Here is a 17,522-nt window from a genome sequence, read left to right as displayed (position 1 = left end):
AGAACTGGAGTTCCTCATGACGATTCAATCGCATCCAACATCGTTTGTTGACCGCCATATCGGCGCGCGCCGCCAGGCCGACATCGACACCATGCTCAAGGCCGTGGGCTACGACAGCGTAGATGGCCTCGTTGACGTGGCCGTGCCCGCGTCCATCCGTCAGGAAACTGCGCTCAGGCTGACCGGCGCCCTGAGCGAAGTGGAGGTCCTGGCTGAGCTGCGCCGGATCGCCGGCAGGAACAAGACCGCAGTCCAGATGATCGGCCAGGGCTACTACGACACCGTGACGCCGCCGGTGATCCGCCGAAACATCCTTGAGTCGCCGGCCTGGTACACCGCCTACACCCCCTACCAGCCCGAGATCTCCCAAGGCCGGCTCGAGGCGCTGCTGAACTTCCAGACCATGGTCCAGGACCTGACGGCCCTTCCCGTGGCCAACGCGTCGTTGCTCGACGAGGCAACGGCAGTGGCTGAGGCCGTGCTGCTGATGCGCAGGGCCAACAAGGACAAGACCGCCAAGGACGGCAAGACGGTCCTCGACGCAGACCTGCTTCCGCAGACCATCGCCATCGTGCTGGGCCGCGCGGAGGCGCTCGGCTTCGAGGTGGAGGTCGCCGACCTGTCCAAAGGACTGCCCGACGGCGCCATCAACGGTGTCGTGCTGCAACAGCCGGGCGTCTCCGGCCAGGTGTGGGACCAGTCCGCAGTGATCGCCGATGCCAAGGACCGCGGCGCCCTCGTCACGGTGGCGGCCGACCTGCTTGCCCTCACCCTCATCACCCCGCCGGGTGAGCAGGGTGCCGACATCGCCGTCGGCTCCACCCAGCGTTTTGGCGTGCCGTTGTTCTTTGGGGGGCCGCACGCCGCCTATATGGCTGTCCGCAAGGGCATGGAACGGACCCTGCCGGGCAGGATTGTGGGCGTGTCCAAGGACAACGCCGGCGTTCCCGCCTACCGTCTGGCTCTGCAGACCCGTGAGCAGCACATCCGCCGCGAGAAGGCCACCTCGAACATCTGCACCGCGCAGGCCCTGCTGGCCATCGTCTCGTCCTTCTACGCCGTGTACCACGGTCCGGACGGGCTGAAGGCGATCGCCGAAACCGTCCACCACAAGGCCAGGGTCCTGGCCACCGCCCTTACGGCTATGGGCCGCGAACTCATCAGCGACTCCTTCTTCGACACGCTTACGGTCCGCGTCCCGGGCAAGGCCGCCAAGGTGATCACCGCCGCCGAAGCCCGCGGCATCAACCTGCGCTTCATCGACGCGGACACGGTGGGAGTTTCCGTTGATGAGACGACGACGGCGGCCACACTGTCGGCCGTCGCCGTCGCCTTTGGCGCCGGTCCCGTGGGTGACGCCCAGGGTTTCGAACTGCCCGAAGGAGTGCTGCGCACCTCGGCGTATCTGCAGCACCCTGTCTTCAACACCCACCGGTCCGAAACCCAGCTGCTGCGCTACATCCGTAAACTGTCAGACCGGGACCTGGCGCTGGACCGCACCATGATCCCGTTGGGTTCCTGCACCATGAAGCTGAATGCCACCGCAGAGATGGAAGCCATCTCCTGGCCCGAGTTCGCCTCGATCCACCCGTTCGCGCCGGACTCCCAGACCGAAGGCTGGCGCGAGCTGATTTCCGGGCTGGAGGCGGATCTTGCCGAGATCACCGGCTACGACCAGGTGTCCATCCAGCCCAACGCCGGTTCCCAGGGCGAGCTCGCGGGCCTGCTCGCAATACGCGGCTACCACCACTTTCGCGGCGATCAGCAGCGCAACGTCTGCCTCATCCCGGCCTCGGCGCACGGCACCAACGCCGCCTCCGCCGTCCTGGCCGGCATGAAGGTTGTCGTCGTCGCTACTGCTGCCGACGGCACCATTGACCACGCGGACTTGCAGGCCAAGATCGAGGCCCACAAGGACGTCCTCTCGGCCATCATGATCACCTACCCGTCCACCCACGGTGTGTACGATTCCGACGTCCGCGAGGTTTGCGATGCGATCCACGCGGCCGGCGGCCAGGTGTACGTTGACGGCGCGAACCTGAACGCCCTCGTTGGCTTGGCACAGCCGGGCAAGTTCGGCGGCGACGTGTCCCACCTGAACCTGCACAAGACGTTCTGCATCCCGCACGGCGGCGGCGGACCCGGCGTTGGACCCGTTGCCGCCAAGGCCCACCTGGCACCGTTTATGCCGGGTGATGCGAATAAAGCTGCGCATGAGGCTGGGCACGGTGTTGCGATTTCCGCTTCGCGCTTCGGTTCCGCTGGTGTGCTGCCGATTTCCTGGGCGTATGTGAAGCTGATGGGCGGCGAGGGCCTGACCGAGGCCACCAAGTCCGCGCTGCTCGCAGCGAACTACGTCGCCTCCCGGTTGAACGAGTACTTCCCGGTCCTCTACACGGGTGAGGGCGGCCTGGTGGCGCACGAGTGCATCCTGGACCTGCGCGACCTGACGGCCAAGACCGGGGTTACCGCCGAGGATGTGGCCAAGCGGCTCATCGACTTCGGTTTCCATGCACCCACGCTGTCCTTCCCGGTGGCGGGCACGCTGATGGTGGAGCCCACAGAATCCGAGGACCTCGCCGAGATCGACCGCTTCATCGAGGCCATGATCAGCATCCATGGCGAGATCCAGCAGGTTGCCAGCGGCGACTTCACCCTGGAGGCATCGCCGGTGCGCAACGCACCGCACACGGCGGCCGCCGTCGTCAGCTCTGACTGGGACCGCGCGTACCCGCGTGAGCAGGCCGTCTTCCCCGTTGCCTCGCTGCGCCAGGACAAGTATTTCCCGCCCGTGGGCCGGATCGACGGCGCCGCCGGCGACCGGAACCTGATCTGCTCCTGCCCGCCCCTCGAAGCGTTCGAGGACAGCACCGTCGATTTTGAGAACTAAGGATTTCCAATGACCGAGAATTACACCGCTCTCTTTGAGCAGCACAAGAAGGCCGGCGCCTCCTTCACGGACTTCGGCGGCTGGCAGATGCCGCTCAAGTACGAGTCCGAACTCGCCGAACACCACGCCGTGCGCAACGCGGCCGGCCTGTTCGACCTCTCCCACATGGGCGAAGTCTGGGTCACCGGTCCCGACGCCGCAGCGTTCCTGGACTACGCGCTGGCCGGCAAGCTGTCTGCCGTGGCCGTGGGCAAAGCCAAGTACTCACTGATCTGCGACGCCGACGGCGGCATCATCGACGACCTCATTTCCTACCGCCGCGCAGACGACACCTACCTGGTGGTCCCCAACGCGGGCAACGCCGCCATTGTGGCCAAGGAACTCCGGGAACGCTCCGCCAACTTTGACGTCACCGTGGCTGACGCCTCCGCTGAGACTTCGCTGATCGCCGTGCAGGGACCGAACTCCGAAGCAATCCTCCTGGCGCTGGTCCCAGCCGAACAGCACGCGCTGCTCACGGAGCTGAAGTACTACGCCGCCGTCGAAGTGGGCATCACTGTCAACGGTGCTGTCCAGGACCTGCTCGTCGCCCGGACCGGCTACACGGGCGAGGACGGGTTCGAAATCTACGTTCCCAACGTGGACGCGCCCGCACTGTGGGAGGCGCTGCTTGGGGCTGGCGAAGGCTTCGGCCTGGTTCCCGCCGGCCTCGCCGCCCGCGACTCCCTCCGCCTCGAAGCCGGCATGCCGCTCTACGGCAACGAACTCTCCCGCCAGGTCAACGCTTACGCGGCCGGTCTGGGTCCCGTGGTGTCACTGACGAAGGAGAGCGGCTTCGTGGGCAAGGAAGCCCTGGCCGCCATCAAGGCCGCGGGAGTGGGTTCAGCCATCGGGCAAAAGCTGGTGGGCCTCAAGGGCACCGGACGCCGCGCCGCCCGCGCCCACTACCCCGTGCTCAAGGACGGCACCCTGGTGGGCGAAGTAACCTCCGGCCAGCCCTCCCCCACCCTCGGATACCCCGTCGCCATGGCCTACGTCGACGTCGAATTCGCCGAAGTCGGCACCGTCCTGGACATCGACCTCCGCGGCAAGCCCGAGCGCTTCGAAGTAGTCAACCTCCCGTTTTACAAGCGCCAAAAGTAAGCCCCCGCGGCTGGCCCGAAGGGCCAAACGCCCGCTCACCTTTGACATGTTTTGGGCCATCGCCCGCTCACTTTTCACATCGAAACCTAAGGAAGATAGACAATGAGCAAAGTTGTTTCTGAACTGAAGTACTCCGCCGAGCACGAGTGGGTTGCTGTTGATGGATCCGGGCCTACCGGCGTCGGTATTTCCGCTGTGGCTGCCGACGCCCTGGGCGACATCGTGTACGTTGACCTGCCCGAGGTCGGCTCCACCGTGACGGCCGGTGAGACCTGCGGCGAAGTGGAATCCACCAAGTCGGTCTCGGACCTCTACGCCCCCGTCACCGGTGAAGTGGTGGAGATCAACGACGAAGTGGTCTCCGACCCCGCCCTCATCAACAACGATCCCTACGGTGCAGGCTGGCTCTTCAAGGTGGCCGTCACTGAAGAGGGCCCGCTGATGTCCGCTGAAGAATACGCCGCAGCGAACGGCGGCGAACTGTGAGCGGCGCGGGCATGACCACAACGGCGGCCTTCGAGCAGGTAGTCTCCCCGTCGCTGGACGCGAAACTGTCCGCCCTGGACCCCGAGATCGCCGCAAAGATCGACGACGAACTCACCCGCCAGCGTGACGGCCTGGAGATGATCGCCTCCGAGAACCACACCGCCGTCGCCGTGATGCAGGCGCAGGGCTCGGTGCTGACCAATAAGTACGCCGAGGGCTACCCGGGCAAGCGGTACTACGGCGGCTGCGAGCACGTGGACGTCATTGAACAGCTCGCCATCGACCGGATCAAGGCGCTGTTCGGCGCGGAGTTCGCCAACGTGCAGCCGCACTCCGGCGCGCAGGCCAATGCCTCGGTGATGCACGCGCTGATCAAGCCGGGCGACACCATCATGGGCCTGAACCTGGCCCACGGCGGCCACCTCACCCACGGCATGAAGATCAACTTCTCCGGCAAGCTCTACAACGTGGTGCCGTACGGCGTCCGCGAAGACACCCACACGGTGGACATGGCCGAGGTGGAGCGTCTGGCCCAGGAGCACAAGCCGGCACTGATCGTGGCGGGCTGGTCCGCCTACGCCCGGCAGCTGGACTTCGGCGAGTTCCGCCGCATCGCCGACTCTGTTGGCGCCTACCTGATGGTGGACATGGCGCACTTTGCTGGTCTCGTGGCGGCGGGGCTGCACCCATCGCCGGTGCCGCACGCGCACGTCACCACGTCCACCACGCACAAGACCCTCGCCGGTCCGCGCGGCGGCATCATCCTGACCAACGACGCCGGCATCGCCAAGAAGATCAACTCGGCCGTGTTCCCTGGCCAGCAGGGCGGCCCGCTGGAACACGTGATCGCGGGCAAAGCTGTGGCGTTCAAGATCGCAGCGTCCGCCGAGTTCAAGGAGCGCCAGGAACGTGTTCTGGCCGGCGCCCGGATCCTGGCCGAGCGCTTGGTCCAGCCCGATGTCAGCGCCAAGGGCATCAGCGTGGTCTCCGGCGGCACCGATGTGCACCTGGTCCTCGTTGACCTGCGCAACTGCGAGCTCGACGGCCAGCAGGCCGAGGACCGGCTCGCGGCCATCGACATCACGGTGAACCGCAACGCCGTGCCGTTCGACCCCCGCCCGCCGATGGTCACCTCCGGCCTGCGGATCGGCACCCCCGCGCTGGCCACCCGCGGCTTCGGCGAGGACGCCTTCCGTGAGGTTGCGGACATCATCGCCGAGGCATTAATTGCCGACGCCGACACAGACCTTTCCGGCCTGCGTCACCGCGTCGAGGCCCTCGCCGCCGCCCACCCGCTCTACCCGGGCCTCGCAAACCTCGGCTGACCTGTGCAGCTTCGGGCCCGGCGGACCGGACATTTTCACGCGTGCTGCTCCTTCGTCGCTTTGACGCACGCTTTCGAAAAGTCCGGCTCCGCCGGCCCCTCGTGCGCACGCGGTTGTGCGCGGACAGGGTCTGGTCGTACAGGAAGAGAGCGGAGGCAGACGGCGTGCGTGTGTCTTTCTGTTCCGGTCCACACGCCTTCCGTGTTCGTTGCCTGCTTGCCCGCTTGCCTGTCGCTCTGGTGAGGGGTGTTGGCGACTGGTCGGATTCCGGAGACGTGCGTCTAAGGGAGCGTCGCGTCCGCTTAGCGGGCGTCTTCGCGACCGAGCACGCGGAGGAATTCGGCCGGTCGCACCCAACCCCGGCCACAAGCAACCGAACAAATTTTAGTTAGGACTACCCGTTATGGCTGTTGGAGTCTTTGACCTGTTTTCTATTGGAATCGGACCTTCCAGTTCCCACACTGTGGGGCCGATGCGGGCTGCTGCCGTTTTTGCGGAGGAGTTGAAGGCTTCCGGGCTGCTGGCTGGGGTGGCGTCGTTGCGGGTGGACCTGTACGGGTCGTTGGCCGCGACGGGGCATGGGCATGGGACGATGACCGCGGTCCTGCTCGGGTTGGAAGGGTTTCACCCGGAGTTGATCCTGCCCGAGGAGGTGGAGGAGCGGCTGGCTTCGATCGCTGAGACCGGGACCTTGAACCTCGCTGGTGCGGTGCCGTTGCCGTACGGGGTGAAGGACATGGTGCTGCGGCCGTTGACGGTGCTGCCGCGGCATACGAACGGGATGACGTTCACGGTGTCCGATGCCGGCGGCCAGGTTTTGCATTCGGCGACGTTTTTCTCGGTGGGTGGCGGGTTCATCGTCCGCGAGGGCGAGGAAGACGCCGCGCAGCAGGAACTGGACGCGTCCAAGGAGGAACTGCCGCTGCCGTTCCGGACCGCGGCGGAACTGCTGGAGCACTGCCGGAGCACCGGTTTGGGCATCAGTGACGTGATGCTCGTGAACGAGAAGGCGTCCCGTACGGAGGAGCAGATCCGGGAGGGTTTGCTGCACATCTGGTCGGTGATGGAGGACTGCGTGGCCACGTCCCTGAAGCGTGACGGGGTGCTGCCCGGGGGACTGAAGGTCCGCCGCCGCGCCCCTGACTGGTATGACCGGCTGAAGAAGGAAAGCTCACGGCCGGACGGTGAAGGCCAGGACGAGGACTTCTATGACCAGAAGTATTGGCAGGAGTGGGTTAACTTGATCGCGCTGGCGGTCAATGAGGAGAACGCCTCCGGCGGCCGGGTGGTCACCGCCCCGACCAATGGGGCGGCCGGGATCATCCCGGCGGTGCTGTTCTACGCCCTGCACTTCGCTCCCGGCATGGACCAGGCCGGCCAGGAGGACCGGGACGGTGTGGTGGTGAAGTTCCTGCTCGCCGCCGGCGCCGTCGGGGTGCTCTACAAGGAGCAGGCCTCCATCTCCGGGGCCGAGGTGGGCTGCCAGGGCGAGGTGGGCTCCGCGTCGTCGATGGCCGCGGCGGGCCTGGCCGAGGTGATGGGCGGGACCCCGGCGCAGGTGGAGAACGCCGCCGAAATCGCGATGGAACACAACCTGGGCCTGACCTGCGACCCGATCGGCGGGCTGGTCCAGGTCCCCTGCATCGAACGGAACGCCATCGCCGCCGCGAAAGCGATCAACGCCGCGAAAATGGCCCTCTGGGGCGACGGCACCCACCGCGTCTCCCTCGACGAAGTCATCATCACCATGCGCGAAACCGGCAAGGACATGAGCTCCAAATACAAGGAAACGGCCATGGGCGGCCTCGCCGTCAACGTCGTCGAATGCTGAAAGAAGAGAACCACATGACATTGGCACCTGAAGGCCGGAAGATGCTGCGGATTGAGCAGCGCAATGCTGCAGTCCCGGTGGAGCGCAAACCGGAATGGATCAAGGCCAAGGTCCAGATGGGCCCGGAGTTCGTCGGGCTGAAGAACCTGGTGAAAAAGGAAGGCCTCCACACTGTGTGTGAGGAGGCCGGCTGCCCCAACATCTTCGAGTGCTGGGAAGACAAGGAAGCCACCTTCCTGATCGGCGGCTCCGAATGCACCCGCCGCTGCGACTTCTGCCAGATCGACACCGGCAAACCCTCCCCCGTGGACATGTTCGAACCCACCAAGGTAGCCCGGTCCGTGCAGTCCATGCAGCTGCGCTACGCCACCGTCACCGGCGTGGCCCGCGACGACCTCGAAGACGAAGGCGTCTGGCTCTACGCCGAAACCGTCCGCAAAATCCACGAACTGAACCCCGGCACCGGCGTGGAACTGCTCATCCCGGACTTCTCCGGCAACCCCGACCACATCAAGGCGATCTGCGACTCCGCCCCCGAAGTGTTCGCCCACAACGTCGAAACCGTACCCCGGATCTTCAAGCGGATCCGCCCCGCATTCCGGTACGAGCGGTCCCTGGACGTGATCACCCAGGGCCGGAACCTGGGCATGGTCACCAAGTCCAACCTCATCCTGGGCATGGGTGAAACCCGCGAAGAAATCAGCGAAGCCCTGAAGGACCTGCACGAGGCCGGCTGCGACCTGATCACCATCACCCAATACCTGCGCCCCTCCGAACGGCACCTGCCCGTGGACCGGTGGGTCAAACCGCAGGAATTCGTGGACCTCCAGCACGAAGCCCAGGAGATCGGCTTCCTCGGCGTCATGTCCGGCCCCCTGGTCCGCTCCTCCTACCGCGCCGGCCGCCTCTGGGCCACCGCCATGCGCAAAAAAGGCCGCGACATCCCCGCCGAACTCGCCCACATCGCAGAAGGCATCCAGGACTCCGGCACCACCCGCCAGGAAGCCGCCACCCTGCTGGCAGGCTAAAAGTAGTGGAATAACGACGGCGGCAGGAGACTGAAGTGGGCCGGCGGAAGTAGCTGCCGGCAAGCCGCCTCAGCTGTTGCCGCGCACCACGGGGATGCTCGCCGTCGGCAGTCCGCTGGGGAACACCGTGGGCTCCGGCTCCGGGACGCGCTCCAGGTGCACCTGCACGGGCTGGCCGCCGACCGTGGCTCGCTGGCCACGCACGTCCACCTCCAGCGGCTCGCCCTCCTGGACGGTGAGCGTGATGGCATCGGCGGACAGCTGGACCAGCAGCAGGCGTCCACGGATCTTCAGGTGGAAGGCAAGTCCCTCCCACTCCGCGGGAAGGCGGGGATCGAAGAACGGGACGGGGCCCTGGTCGCGCATGCCCGCGAAGCCGCATACCAGCGAACTCCATACGCCCCCGGTGGAGGCGATATGCACGCCGTCGATGGTGTTGCCGTGGGTGTCGTCCAGGTCGATGAAGACTGCGTTGGTGAAGTGGTCCAGGGCTTCCCTTGAATAGCCAACTTCGGCCGCCATGATCCCCTGGACGCAGGCAGACAGGGTGGAGTCGCCGGTGGTGATGGGGTCGTAGAAGTCGAAGGCGCGCTGCTTTTCCTCCGCCGTGAAATCCTGCCACTGCAGGAACATGGCCAGGACCGTGTCCGCCTGCTTGAGGACCTGGTGGCGGTAGATCACCAGCGGGTGGAAGTGCAGGAGCAAGGGGTACTTGGACCGCGGCGTGGTCCAGTCCCAGGCCTCCAGGGTCATGAAGTCATTGTCCTGGGAGTGCACCTGCATCCGCTCGTCGAACGGCAACTGCATCCGGCTGGCTGCCGCCTCCCACAGCTGCCGCTCCTCGAGGGTGATTTCGGCGTGCTCAAGGGCGGCGGCGGCGCGAAGGTTGAAGCGGGCCATCACGTTCGTGTACAGGTTGTCGTTCACCACGGCGGTGTACTCATCAGGGCCTGTGACACCGTGGATATGGAAGAGCCCGTCCTTGCCGAAGAAGCCCAGCGAGATCCACATCCGGGCGGTCTCGATCAGCAGCTCGGCGCCCATCCCTTCCCGGAAGGCGGAGTCGCCGGTGGCCCAGAGGTACCTGTTGGTGGCAAAGGCGATCGCGGCCGCGATGTGGAACTGGGCCGTACCGGCAGCGTAGTAGGCGCTGGCCTCGAGCCCGTTGATGGTGCGCCACGGGAAGAGGGCGCCGTCCACGCTCAGTTCCTTGGCCCGGATCTTGGCTTCGGGCAGCATGCCGTGGCGGAACTCCAGGACCTGGCGGGCGCCGTCGGGATTCGTGTAGGTAAGGTACGGCAGCAAGTACACTTCCTGGTCCCAGAAGTAGTGCCCCTCGTAGCCCGAGCCCGTCACGCCCTTGGCAGGGATGCCGGCAACATCCGCGCGCGCTGTTGCCTGCGCCAGCTGGAACAGGTTCCAGCGGATGGCCTGCTGCAGTCCGGGCTGGCCCCCATCAACCACAATGTCCGACGTTGCCCAGTAGCTGCGGAAGTGGGCTTCGCTCTCGGCAAAGATGTCATTCACCGGGTGCAGGGCCTCTTCCGCCACTGCGGCTGCGTCGACATCCGGGTCCTGGACGGTGCGGCCGGCGGCGTAGCTGACGCTCTTTTCCAGCCGGAACGGCTCATCGGCATCCACTGCCAGGACGTACCGGACGCTGCTGTCATCCTGGTCCACCAGTGTCTCGAACGGCTGGTGCCCGGCGGAGGTCCAGTGGTCAACCGCGATCCCCACGCGCTGCTTGGATTCGGACGCCTCCCAGGACAGGCGCAGCGAGCCGTCGCCGCCGTCGAGCCGCACGGGCAGCAGCACACGCCCGGCATGGCGGCCGGCGCGGCGCGGATCATGCACCGAGTGGTCTTCCACCGGCTGGTCCTGGCGGTTGATCACGGAGGAGATGACGTCCAGGGAGACCTGACGGTCCGTGGCGACTTCCAGGGAGATGCCAAGGCTGCCGCGGGAGGCGAAGCCCACGGCCCGCCGTTCCGTGGTGGTCACCGTGGCCCCGGACCGGCACTGCCAGGTGATGCGGCACTCATAGATGCCGGTGCGGAAGTCGACGGTGCGTCGGTAGTCGAGGACCTCGGATTCGGCCAGGCTGAGGTTTTCGCCGTCCACCACCACGGTGAAGTTGTTGGCGTCCGGGATGTACAGGATGCGCTGCCCCGTCCGGGCGAACCCGAAGGCGTTTTCGGCGTGCTTGATGTCCCAGATCTCGTGCAGCCCGTTGATGAAGCTGCCCGGCAGTTCGGCGTCGGCTGTTGCCCAGTGGGCACCCCGGACGCCGAGGTGGCCGTTTCCCAGGGCAAACAGGGTCTCCAGGGTCCCCGCGTTGCCGGTTTCGTAGCGCGTTTCAACGAGCTGCCAGGGGGTGTCGGGGAACCGTTCGCGGTCCGCGGTGATGAGTGCCATGGTCGGGGTCCTTTTGGCGATGCCGTGCGGCCGGGCGGGCCGGCACGGAGTATTCGGGGGAAGTGCGGTACTGGGATTGGTGCTGCCGGGGAAGCAGCAGGGTTGCCCCGGGGAAGGCAACGGGATTCTTGAGCTTTTAGGGGATGAGTTCCTGAAGGTCGTTGACCACCAGGGTGGCGCCGGCGTCCAGCAGCGTCTGCCGGCCGGCGCCGCGGTCCACGCCAATGACCGAGTGGAATGATCCCGCGTGTCCGGCCTGCACACCGGACACGGCGTCTTCCACCACCACGCACTCGGAGCTGGACAGGTCCAGCAGCTTGGCTGCGTATTCGTAGGTGGCCGGGCTTGGCTTGCCGGGCAGGCCCTGCTCCGCGGCCACCACCCCGTCCACCACGACGGCGAAGTGGTGGCTGAGTCCGGCGGCTTCCAGGACGGCGGGGGCGTTGCGGGAGGAGGAGACGACGGCGACCTTGAGTCCGCGCTCCAGCGCGGCTTGGAGGAAGCGCACCGAGCCTTCGAACGGTTCGACCCCGGCGCTCACGATGTCATTGAAGATCGCGTTCTTCCGGTTGCCGAGGCCCTGGACGGTGTCGTTATCAGGGGCATCATCCAGGGGGCCCTCCGGCAGCTTCAGCCCCCGGGAGGCCAGGAAGTCCCGCACTCCATCAAAACGGGGCTTGCCATCGATGTGGTCGAAGTAGTCGCTTTCGCTGTATTCGGAGACCCCGGGCTGCGTGGCCAGGTAACCGTCGAACAGTTCCTGCCAGGCACGCTCATGTACGGTGGCCGTAGGGGTGAGCACCCCGTCCAAGTCAAACAGGATGGCAGACGCGCCGGTCCAGGCGGCGGCGTCAGCTGCAATGTGTTGTGTCATCGGCAGTGCGATGTCCTCTCGATTTGCGGACTGGCGGCGCTGCCGGGGCGGCCTGCAGGAGGGTGATGCTGGCGCGGCATGCGCGCAGCATCGTTTCCTGTCCGCCCACTGCAGGACCGACTATGGCCGTAGACGAGTGTAAGCGCTTGCAAATTTGACTTGCAAATGTTTTTTATGGCTGTTGAAGCATTCGCCTCCGGGTCAGCGCAGCACGTAGTGGCGCAGGAAGGCGCTGACGTCCACCATTTCTGCCTTTGACATGGCGTGCCCCATCCCCGGGTACGTCCGCGCCGTCAACAGGGTGTTCTTTTCCAGCCATTCGGCGGTGTACGCAATGGCGTCTTCGTTGATCACGAGGTCCGCCTTGTCCCGGCCCCAGAAGAACGGCGGTTTGGCCTCGAAGGAATCCATCACGGAGAGGAGCTCGTTGTTGAGCACGAAGCCTGACAGCCCCACAACGGCCTTGTAGTCGTCCGGGTGCAGCCTCAGGAGGGTACTGGCCATGGCCATGCCCTGGGAGTACCCCATCAGGGTGACGCTGCTGTACTGGTCCTTCACCGAGCTAATCCAGGCCTGGACTGCGTTGGCGGCCGAAATAACGTCCGCGAAGTCGTTGGCCAGGAAGTAGTCGAGCAGGAACCAGCCCCAGTGGTCGCCAATGGGCATGGGGGCGCGCAGGGCGGCGAAGGTGAACTCCTGGGGCAGGGACTCGAACAGGCGCACCATCCGCGACTCGTCCGTCCCGTACCCATGCATCATCACCAGCAAGGGCGTGCCGGCACGCTGGCCTTCCGGCTTGGACCACACAACTGTTTCCACCGGACCAGCCTAGCGACGCCCACCGCGCCGTCCCGGGAGGGTCGTTGAATCCGGTATCGCCGCGAGGTAGCGTGTCGCTTGACAGACAGCAGGCTTAGCTTTGGCAGTGTACGCAACACCTTTCCGTAACGCCCTACCAGCGCCGCCCAGGCCGCGGCCATAAGGAGCAAGTCATGAGAATCGGTTCGTCAATCTTCCTTATCGCCCTCGGCGCCATCCTTGCATGGGCCGTTGCGCCCGGCCTGATTCCGTTCGTGGACCAGCAGTTGGTGGGATACATCCTGATGGCGGTGGGCGTGATCGGACTGATCGCTTCGCTCATCCTCGCCTCCCCCGGCCGCAGCCGCCGGGTGAGCGAGTCCCGCTCCGTGGTCGACCCCAATACCGGCGAGCGCATCACCCGCCATGAAAGCCGCGACGGCGGCGTCTGACCAAAGCGGAAACGGGACAGGGATCCCGGAAAGACCAGTGAGACCCGGAAAGCCGGGCTGGACACGACCTGTCCAGCCCGGCTTTCGCGTTCCCGTCCGAAACGCCCGCCTGGGCGTTCCCACCAAAGCGAATATTGTTTCATGTTGGTTTCCATTGACAAACCAACAGAAGCAAAGATAAAGTCAAGTAACTCAACATCGATGTGATGCCAGTCACGCAGCCGTCCGGGAAGTCCGCCGGGCATCAGAACCAGCAGGACCTACGCAACGGAGGGTACGTGTTCGCCGAAGAGCGCCAGCAAAAGATTGCCGAGCTTGTAGCCGGCAGTGGCCGGGTCAGCGTGACCCTGCTGGCTGAGCGCTTCAGCATCACTACTGAAACAGTCCGCAGGGACCTTGCCGCCCTGGAAAACGCGGGCACCGTCCGCCGCGTTCACGGCGGAGCGGTGGCGGCGGACCGCTTCAGCACCACCGAGGAAAGCATCACCGAACGGGCCATCCAGCGGCCTGACCAAAAGATCCGCATCGCTGAAGCCGCCCTCGCCCTGATCCCCCGGAACTCGCCGGCCAGCGTCCTCATGGACGGTGGCACCACCACCGAAGTGCTGGCGGACATGCTGGCGCGGCGCACCGCCGTCGAGCCTTCCGACGGGAACGATCCCCACCACGAACTGGTGGTCATCACCCACGCCGTCCCCATCGCCAGCAAGCTCTCCAACGTTCCCGGCGTTGCCCTGCAGATCCTGGGCGGCCGGGTGCGCGGCATCACCCAGGTGGCCGTGGGGCAGACGACGGTGAACGCCGCCGCCCGCATCCGCCCGGACATAGCGTTCATTGGCACCAATGGCATCCACGCCACGTTTGGCGTCAGCACTCCCGATCCTGAAGAAGCAGCTGTAAAGGCCGCCTTCGTCCAGTCGGCACGCCGCATTGTGGTGCTGGCCGACTCCTCCAAGCTGGACACGGAAACCCTGGTCCAGTTCGCCAACCTGAAAGATCTGGACACCTTGATCACAGACAGTGAACCTGGACCTGAACTCGCAGCTGCCCTGGAAGAGGCAGGCGTCGACGTGGTGGTCGCATGATTGTCACCTTCACGGCCAACCCCAGCCTTGACCGTACTGTCGCCCTCCCCGGCCCACTGGAACGCGGTGAGGTGCAGCGCGCCGTCTCCGTCCGCCAGGAATCCGGCGGCAAGGGCGTCAACGTCTCCCGTGCCTTGGTGGCTTCCGGCCTGGAGTCGCTTGCCGTCCTTCCCGGGGCGGACAGCGATCCCGTCCTTGCGGGCTTGCGGGAAAGCGCAGTTCCCTTCGTGTCGCTTCCCATCGATGAACCGCTGCGCACCAACGTGGCGCTCACCGAGCCCGGCGGCGTGACCACCAAGATCAACGAACCCGGCCCCATCCTGGCCGCCGACCAGCAGGAAGCCCTCATCAAGCTGCTGCTGGAAAGCTCCCGCGGCGCCGGCTGGGTGGTCCTGGCCGGCTCACTGCCGCCTGGATTCCCGGACAACTTCTACGCCACGGTGGCCCGGCGGATCCGGGAGGCGGGTAACGGCACTGCGCCGCTGATCGCCGTCGACTCCTCCGGGGCGCCCCTCGCCGCCGCTTTGGCTGACGCCGGAACCCCCGACGACGGGACAGGCGCCGGCGGAACAGGCACCGGCGGCGGAACAACCACGCGTTCCGGGAAACCGGACCTCCTCAAGCCCAATGCCGAGGAACTGGCGGAGCTGGCCGCAGCTGCCGGTTTTCCCCCGGCCTCCGGTGACGAGCTGGAAGCGGACCCGGCTGCTGCCGCAGCCGCCGCAGCCGCCGTCGTTCGTTCCGGTGTTGGTGCTGTGCTGGCAACTCTCGGTTCCAAGGGAGCTGTCCTCGTTACGGCCGACGGCGCGTGGCTGGCCACGCACCCGCCGGTCGCCGCGGTCAGCACGGTAGGCGCGGGCGATTCCGCACTTGCCGGCTACCTGCTTGCCCACGGCCGGGGCGCCGCCCCCGCCGACTGCCTTCGTCAGGCGGTGGCCCATGGTGCCGCCGCTGCCTCCCTGCCGGGTTCCACTGTTCCGGCAGTAAACCAAACCACCCCGGATGCCGTAACCATCACGGCCCTTCGAAAGGATTGACAGTGACCCAGCTCATCACCACGGAACTGGTCGAGCTCGACCAGAACCTGGGCAACACCCCCGAATCGGTGATCCGGCATCTGGCAAGCAAGGTAGCTGCCACCGGACGCGCATCAGAAGTTGAAGGCCTCTTCGCCGACGCCTTCGCCCGCGAGCAGAAGACTGCCACCGGAATCCCCGGCGGCATCGCCATCCCGCACTGCCGCTCCGCAGCCGTGATCGAACCCACCCTTGCCATGGCCCGGCTGAACCCGAAGGTGGACTTTGGCGCCAAGGACGGCCCGGCGGACCTGGTGTTCTTCATCGCCGCTCCGGACGGCGCGGACCAGGAGCACCTGAAGCTGCTGTCCAAGCTGGCCCGCTCCCTGATCAAGAAGGACTTCACCGCAGCCCTCCGCAACGCTTCCTCGGAGACGGAAATCGTGGAACTCGTCGACGGTGCCCTGGCTGACAAGCCTGCCGCACACGCCGCATCCGCTCCTGCTGACGCAGTCCCGGTTGGCGCCAGCGTTGGCTCCTCGGGTGCCGGCGCAAGTGCCGCCGGTGCATCCGCAGGGGCATCGGCAGGTTCCACCGGCCGGGGCCCCAAGCGCCTGGTGGCCGTGACCGCCTGCCCCACCGGCATCGCCCACACCTACATGGCCGCCGACTCGCTGGTGGCTGCCGCCAGGGAAGCAGGCGTTGACCTGCAGGTGGAAACCCAGGGTTCCTCCGGCGCCAAGGCACTGGACCCCGCCGTCATCGCAGCGGCGGACGCCGTGATCTTCGCCGTTGACGTGGACGTGCGCGGCAAGGAGCGCTTCGCCGGCAAGCCGGTCATCAACGCCCCCGTCAAGCGCGGCATCGACGAACCGGACAAGATGGTCCAGGAAGCCCTGGCCGCGGCCGACAACCCCCACGCCCGGCGCGTCCCGCACTTCGGTGCGGAGGAACAGGCCGAGCATGAGGCCGAGGAACGGGGCGAGCACATCGGGCAGAAGCTCAAGAAGGCCCTGCTCACCGGTGTCAGCTACATGATTCCGTTCGTCGCCGGCGGCGGCCTGCTGATCGCGCTCGGCTTCCTCATGGGCGGCTACCTGATCACCAAGTTCGCGGACAACATCGTGGTGCAGAACAGCCTGTTCAACCTGCCCACGCAGTTCCCGGACAACGCCTGGGGCCCGCTGGGCGCCTACCTCGGCGCGGTGTTGTTCAAGATCGGCGCCCTGTCGCTGGGCTTCCTGGTTCCCGCGCTGGCAGGCTACATCGCTTACGCGATCGCTGACCGCCCGGGCATTGCCCCCGGTTTTGTCGCCGGTGCGGTGGCAGGATTCATGGGAGCCGGCTTCCTCGGCGGCATCGTCGGCGGCCTGCTCGCCGGTTACATCGCCCACGTGATCGGCCGCCTGCAGGTGCCCCGCTGGCTGCGCGGCCTGATGCCCGTGGTCATCATCCCGCTGCTGGCCTCCCTCGTGGCCTCGGGACTGATGTTCGTCATCCTGGGCGGCCCCATCGTGGCCATCACCAACGGCCTGAACAGCTGGCTCTCCGGGCTCACCGGCGCAGGCGCCATCGCCCTCGGCGTCATCCTTGGCCTCATGATGTGCTTCGACCTGGGCGGTCCGGTCAACAAGGTTGCCTACTCCTTCGCCGTTGCCGGCCTGGGTGCCGCCACCATGGACAACCAGGCACCGTGGCAGATCATGGCAGCCGTCATGGCTTCCGGCATGGTTCCGCCGCTGGCCATGGCCCTGGCCTCCACCGTCCTGAACAAGAAGGTCTTCAGCCTCGCTGAGCAGGAAAACGGCAAGGCAGCCTGGCTGCTGGGCGCCTCCTTCATCTCCGAAGGCGCCATCCCGTTCGCCGCAGCCGACCCGCTGCGCGTCATCCCCGCCAGCATGCTCGGCGGCGCGGTCACCGGAGCACTCTCAATGGCCGCGGGCGTCGGATCCAAGGCACCCCACGGCGGACTCTTCGTCTTCTTCGCCATCGACAACTTCCTGATGTTCGTCATCTCGATCGTCGTCGGCACGGTGATCACCGCACTGTCGGTCATCGCACTGAAGCGCTGGGCAGTCAAGAAGACCGTTGATACGGTTGAACCGGTTCCCGTAACCGTCTGAGCCGGCCCACCCGCCTACCCCACCGGCCGCTGAACCGTCAGCACGCCGAAAGACAA

13 protein-coding genes are annotated in these 17,522 nt (G+C 66.2%); 10 read left to right on the top strand and 3 right to left on the bottom strand.

Annotated features, from left to right (window positions below; translation table 11 throughout):
- Positions 1-16 precede the first annotated feature (16 nt).
- The 6 genes from gcvP to lipA all read left to right on the top strand — a co-directional run bounded on the left by gcvP (position 17) and on the right by lipA (position 8,703).
- On the top strand, positions 17-2,890 hold the full coding sequence (gene gcvP / locus Q9R31_RS19320; RefSeq protein ID WP_311264325.1) for an aminomethyl-transferring glycine dehydrogenase: 2,874 nt from the start codon (positions 17-19) through the stop codon (positions 2,888-2,890).
- A 9-nt stretch (positions 2,891-2,899) separates the two neighbouring features.
- A complete protein-coding gene (gene gcvT / locus Q9R31_RS19315; protein ID WP_311264324.1) occupies positions 2,900-4,033 on the top strand; it encodes a glycine cleavage system aminomethyltransferase GcvT in 1,134 nt (377 codons plus the stop codon).
- Positions 4,034-4,135: 102 nt separating this feature from the next.
- Complete coding sequence (gcvH, locus tag Q9R31_RS19310) at positions 4,136-4,519, top strand: glycine cleavage system protein GcvH (RefSeq protein ID WP_311264323.1); 384 nt, start codon at positions 4,136-4,138, stop codon at positions 4,517-4,519.
- Between the two features lie 11 nt (positions 4,520-4,530).
- Positions 4,531-5,844, top strand: a complete 1,314-nt coding sequence (gene glyA, locus Q9R31_RS19305) for a serine hydroxymethyltransferase (protein WP_311264322.1) — start codon at positions 4,531-4,533, stop codon at positions 5,842-5,844.
- Positions 5,845-6,247: 403 nt separating this feature from the next.
- On the top strand, positions 6,248-7,675 hold the full coding sequence (locus tag Q9R31_RS19300) for an L-serine ammonia-lyase (protein WP_311264321.1): 1,428 nt from the start codon (positions 6,248-6,250) through the stop codon (positions 7,673-7,675).
- 14 nt (positions 7,676-7,689) lie between these two features.
- Positions 7,690-8,703 (top strand): lipoyl synthase, encoded by a 1,014-nt coding sequence (lipA, locus tag Q9R31_RS19295; RefSeq protein ID WP_311264320.1) that lies wholly within the window; start codon positions 7,690-7,692, stop codon positions 8,701-8,703.
- 69 nt (positions 8,704-8,772) lie between these two features.
- On the opposite strand, the gene Q9R31_RS19290 is transcribed toward lipA, so the two are convergent.
- From Q9R31_RS19290 to Q9R31_RS19280, 3 genes are all read right to left on the bottom strand, one after another.
- The gene (locus Q9R31_RS19290; RefSeq protein WP_311264319.1) at positions 8,773-11,118 is read right to left on the bottom strand and encodes a glycosyl hydrolase family 65 protein; all 2,346 of its coding nucleotides are present in this window, start codon (positions 11,116-11,118) and stop codon (positions 8,773-8,775) included.
- Positions 11,119-11,254: 136 nt separating this feature from the next.
- A complete protein-coding gene (locus Q9R31_RS19285; protein WP_311264318.1) occupies positions 11,255-11,992 on the bottom strand; it encodes an HAD-IA family hydrolase in 738 nt (245 codons plus the stop codon).
- 201 nt (positions 11,993-12,193) lie between these two features.
- The gene (locus Q9R31_RS19280) at positions 12,194-12,811 is read right to left on the bottom strand and encodes a phospholipase (protein WP_311264317.1); all 618 of its coding nucleotides are present in this window, start codon (positions 12,809-12,811) and stop codon (positions 12,194-12,196) included.
- 173 nt (positions 12,812-12,984) lie between these two features.
- On the opposite strand from Q9R31_RS19280, the gene Q9R31_RS19275 reads away from it, so the two are divergent.
- The 4 genes from Q9R31_RS19275 to Q9R31_RS19260 all read left to right on the top strand — a co-directional run bounded on the left by Q9R31_RS19275 (position 12,985) and on the right by Q9R31_RS19260 (position 17,466).
- Positions 12,985-13,242: a DUF6458 family protein gene (locus Q9R31_RS19275; RefSeq protein ID WP_056333125.1), complete on the top strand. Its 258-nt coding sequence runs from the start codon at positions 12,985-12,987 to the stop codon at positions 13,240-13,242.
- A gap of 278 nt (positions 13,243-13,520) precedes the next feature.
- Positions 13,521-14,327: a DeoR/GlpR family DNA-binding transcription regulator gene (locus Q9R31_RS19270; protein WP_311264345.1), complete on the top strand. Its 807-nt coding sequence runs from the start codon at positions 13,521-13,523 to the stop codon at positions 14,325-14,327.
- A complete protein-coding gene (locus Q9R31_RS19265; protein ID WP_311264316.1) occupies positions 14,324-15,364 on the top strand; it encodes a PfkB family carbohydrate kinase in 1,041 nt (346 codons plus the stop codon). The genes Q9R31_RS19270 and Q9R31_RS19265 overlap by 4 nt, the downstream gene beginning before the upstream one ends.
- A gap of 2 nt (positions 15,365-15,366) precedes the next feature.
- Entirely contained in the window at positions 15,367-17,466 is a 2,100-nt protein-coding gene (locus Q9R31_RS19260) for a fructose-specific PTS transporter subunit EIIC (protein WP_311264315.1), read from the top strand.
- Positions 17,467-17,522 lie beyond the last annotated feature (56 nt).

The organism is Pseudarthrobacter sp. BRE9 (genome assembly GCF_031844305.1).
In the GTDB taxonomy this organism is placed as follows: domain Bacteria; phylum Actinomycetota; class Actinomycetes; order Actinomycetales; family Micrococcaceae; genus Arthrobacter.
Note: the sequence above shows the minus strand (reverse complement) of the source record. Positions and strands in the feature narration are given on the sequence as shown.